The sequence below is a fragment of the Yoonia sp. genome, from assembly GCF_046292185.1.
Taxonomy (GTDB): Bacteria; Pseudomonadota; Alphaproteobacteria; order Rhodobacterales; family Rhodobacteraceae; genus Yoonia.
Window position 1 is genome coordinate 1 of the sequence record NZ_JBKBQY010000155.1, and the last position, 3685, is coordinate 3685.

At 56.1% G+C, this 3685-nt stretch carries 5 protein-coding genes; all 5 read left to right on the top strand.

Annotated features, from left to right (window positions below; genetic code table 11):
* Positions 1–327 (top strand): tripartite tricarboxylate transporter TctB family protein (locus ACK4TM_RS17215; protein ID WP_409703749.1); only part of this gene is annotated, 327 nt, incomplete at its 5' end.
* Between the two features lie 33 nt (positions 328–360).
* Complete coding sequence (locus ACK4TM_RS17220) at positions 361–1311, top strand: tripartite tricarboxylate transporter substrate binding protein (RefSeq protein WP_409703752.1); 951 nt, start codon at positions 361–363, stop codon at positions 1309–1311.
* Between the two features lie 65 nt (positions 1312–1376).
* Positions 1377–2861, top strand: coding sequence for a tripartite tricarboxylate transporter permease (locus tag ACK4TM_RS17225; protein WP_409703755.1), 1485 nt, complete (start codon positions 1377–1379; stop codon positions 2859–2861).
* Positions 2862–2892: 31 nt separating this feature from the next.
* The gene (locus ACK4TM_RS17230) at positions 2893–3402 is read left to right on the top strand and encodes a gluconokinase (RefSeq protein ID WP_409703758.1); all 510 of its coding nucleotides are present in this window, start codon (positions 2893–2895) and stop codon (positions 3400–3402) included.
* The coding region (locus ACK4TM_RS17235) for a LacI family DNA-binding transcriptional regulator (RefSeq protein WP_409703761.1) at positions 3399–3685 on the top strand (287 nt) is incomplete at its 3' end. The genes ACK4TM_RS17230 and ACK4TM_RS17235, both read left to right, overlap by 4 nt.

Below are 3685 nucleotides of genomic sequence, written 5' to 3' on the forward strand. Positions count from 1 at the left end.
GGTGCGGGGATCGTGGCAGTTGCCATCATTTCAGGAATACGGGGGCAATCGGAAGCCATGCCTGTTGCATGGATACGCAGCATTGGCATACCGGCCGCTATCCTTATCCTGGCCGCGGCTGCTCTATATGCCTTCGGCTTTTACGTGACCTCGCCACTGCTCATCTTCACCATTTACCTGTGGCACCGCTACGTCTCGACGGGTGCCATTCAGCTTTGGCACGATGTAGGCGTCTCAGCTGCCCTAGCGGTGGGCGCAACCTTGGTCATGTATGTGATTTTTGACCAGCTTATTGGGCTGCCGGCGCCCGCAGGTGCATTTCTCTAACACAAAGAACGACTTACCAAGGAGGAGAAGACTATGAAATTTTTGACAACACTGATGGGTGGGGCCGCTGCGATGCTGCTGCCGCTTGCTGCAACGGCGCAGGATTATCCGGCACAGCCGATTACAATCATTGTGCCCTATAGCGCCGGTGGCGGTGGTGATACGGTGGCGCGTCTGGTGTCCGACCGGCTGGCACAAGAGCTGGGCGTTCAGATGAACGTCGTCAACCGGCCCGGTGCCGGTGGCGAAATTGGCATCGCCGAAATGGCAGCTGCGGATGCAGATGGCTATACTCTGGGCGTATTTGGCTACCCCGATAACTTCGTGATCGAAAGCACCCGTGAGGTCGCGTTCAACTCCGAAGAAGATCTGGATTTTCTGGCGCAATTCGATTCAACCCCGATGGGCGTTTTCGCCCGCCCCGGTGCGGCATTCACCAATCTGGATGAATTGCGGGCACATGCCGACGAAAACCCCGGTGCCGTCATCGTTGGTGACAGCGGATCGCTTGGTCTGCTGAACGCGCTGGCCTTTGGCGACAAACTTGGGGCTATGTTGACACCCGTGCGCTATGCAGGCGGTGGTGAGCTAATGAACGCGATCATGGGTGGTCACATCGATCTTGCCTCGACATCTTCCATGAGCCACGATCCAATCGTCGATGCGGGCGGCGCACCTTTGGCATTCGCATCGGCCGAGCGGATGGAGATGTTTCCAGACGTGCCGACACTGCGTGAACTCGGCATCGATCAGGTGATGGAAGTCGGTCGCGTGATGGTCGCCCCTTCGGGTCTGCCTGATGATGTCCGTGCGCGCCTGACAGAAGCTTTGGACGCGATGTCGACAGACGAAGACCTGATCGCACGCTTTGAAACCGCTGCGCTGCCCTATGCATACCTAGGAAGCGACGAAGTGAACGCAAAAGTCACAGAAACCAACGCCGCTTTGGCCGAGGTTATTGAGGCCAATAGCGAACAATTCTGATCCTAAAGGTGGGCGGTTTTGACCGCCCGCCGAACCTTTCCGCGCGCTAGACCAAGGCTGCATTCATGGACATTCTGACATATCTGCCAATGCTGCTGACCTGGCCTGTCCTTGCAGCGGTGTTTTCCGGCGTGCTGATCGGCATCGTCGTCGGTGCCATTCCGGGCCTTAATGGGGCGGTCGGCATTTCTCTTTTGCTGCCGCTAACCTTTGCGCTCCCGCCCGAGGTGGGGTTGCTGCTGCTAGGTGGAATTTACATGGGCTGTATGTATGGCGGCTCGATTACGGCCATTCTGATCAACGTGCCAGGCGATGTCGTAGCCGCCCCCGCCGCAATGGAAGGCTATCCGCTGACCCAACAAGGCCGGTCGAAAGAAGCTCTTTATTATTCAATTTTTTCCAGTTCTATTGGTGGTTTCGTTGGCGTGCTGGTCCTGATCTTGTTCACCCCTCCGCTGGCCAGTTTCGCGCTCAAATTCGGCCCGGCAGAAATGTTCTTCATCTCGCTTTCCGGGCTGATCATTGTGGGCGCGTTAGCGGGCAGCTTGCTCAAGGCGGCTTTTGCTGTGCTGTTTGGCTTGTTTTTGGCAACTATCGGGCTGGATCAAGTATCAGGGCAGGACAGGTTTACTTTTGGTCAGCAGGATCTGCGCAGCGGTATTTCTGTTGTGCCTGTCGTGCTGGGCCTTTTTTGCATCGCAGAGATGATCCTGAACATTGGCAAGAGGCAGGATCAGCAGGTCAGCTATGTCGAACAATCCATTACCCGCATGGCCGTAATCCGTGATATTTTTCGCCACAAGGTTTTGCTGCTCAAGGCGAATGTGATCGGCAATTTTGTCGGCCTATTGCCCGGTGTCGGCACAACACTTGCTGTCTTCATGTCCTATGCCGAAGCTAAGCGCAGTTCCAAACAGCCCGAAACCTTTGAGACTGGCAATGTCGAAGGTATCATCGCGGCAGAGGCCGCCAATAACGCCACGGTCGGATCATCGCTGGTGCCCCTGTTGGCGCTTGGCGTGCCAGGCAGCCCGACCACAGCGATCATCGCCGGGGCGTTGGTCGTGCATGGGATCGTGCTTGGGCCAAGCCTGTTTCAGGCCCGTCCCGACGTGGCCTTCATTTTTCTTTACGGGATGATCCTGACTGTGGTCGCCATGGCTCTGATCGGTGCCTTCGGGATCAAGTATTTTGCCTATATTCTTAAGGTCAAGATGGAATACATCGTGCCGACAGTGTTGGTTCTATCGCTGTTTGGGGCTTATTCGCTGCGCAACAGCGTTTTCGATGTGATGATCGCCATCGCGCTTGGCATTGTCGGTGCAGTCTTCAAAAAGGTTGGTGTGCCGCCTGCCCCCATTATCATTGGCGTTGTCTTGGGACCGCTGATTGAATCAAACCTCTCGCGGTCACTTTTGATTGCGAATGCCCGCGGTCAAAGTCTGGCGGAATATCTTTTGGCTTCAAACCTGTCCAAAGGGCTTGTGATCGTGGTGTTATTGCTTCTGGCGATGGTCGTGCAAATGCGGCGCAAGACGGCCCGCGCCTGACTGAAACAGAGCAGAAAAGTTGGTGTATGCGATGAGCAAGGTTGAGAAAGTAGTCGTCACGGGCGTGTCGGGCTGCGGGAAAACCGCCGTGGGGCAGGCTTTGGCAACAAAGCTGGATCTGCCTTTTGTTGATGCCGACAGCCTGCATAGCGCGGCAAATGTCGCAAAGATGGCATCGGGTCAGCCCTTGAATGATGCTGATCGCGTAGACTGGCTGGCGGCGCTGGCCAATCTCATCACGCGGAATAAACAGCTGGTGCTGGCCTGTTCCGCGCTCAAGCGGCAGTATCGCGATCAATTGCGCGCGGCAGACCCGACGTTGACATTCCTTTATTTGCACGGAAGTTATGAGACTATTAGCAGCCGGATGCGGGCGCGTGACGATCATTATTTCAGCGGTGAAGATATGCTCAAAAGCCAGTTCAGACAATTGGAAGAGCCTGTGGGCGAACAGGTGCTGCATATCTCAGTCGAACAGGATCTGGATGCCGTGATCACCACAGCGATTACCGCCCTTGGTATTGATCCACAGAACTTATGAAAACATCCACAGAGTCTTGGCGCAAGCGGCGACGACCCGGTTTGCAGGATATCGCGGACCGCGTCGGCACCACGAAGATGACGGTCAGCCGCTGCCTGCGCAATCCAATCTCTGTAGGCCAACCCCTGCGCACCCGCATCCTAGATGCCGCGCAAGAGGTAGGTTATCTGCCCAACAACGCCCCCATGATGCTGGCGGGCGCACCCAGCAAATCGGTTGGCGTCATGGTACCATCAGTCACCAATCATGTCTTTGCCGAAGTGCTGGCCGGTGCTGTCGAAAC

Bases quoted from the DNA above. Each gene is read 5' to 3' on its own strand.
- ACK4TM_RS17225 (WP_409703755.1), top strand. From the start codon at position 1,377: ATGGACATTCTGACATATCTGCCAATGCTGCTGACCTGGCCTGTCCTT.
- ACK4TM_RS17220 (WP_409703752.1), top strand. From the start codon at position 361: ATGAAATTTTTGACAACACTGATGGGTGGGGCCGCTGCGATGCTGCTG.
- ACK4TM_RS17230 (WP_409703758.1), top strand. From the start codon at position 2,893: ATGAGCAAGGTTGAGAAAGTAGTCGTCACGGGCGTGTCGGGCTGCGGG.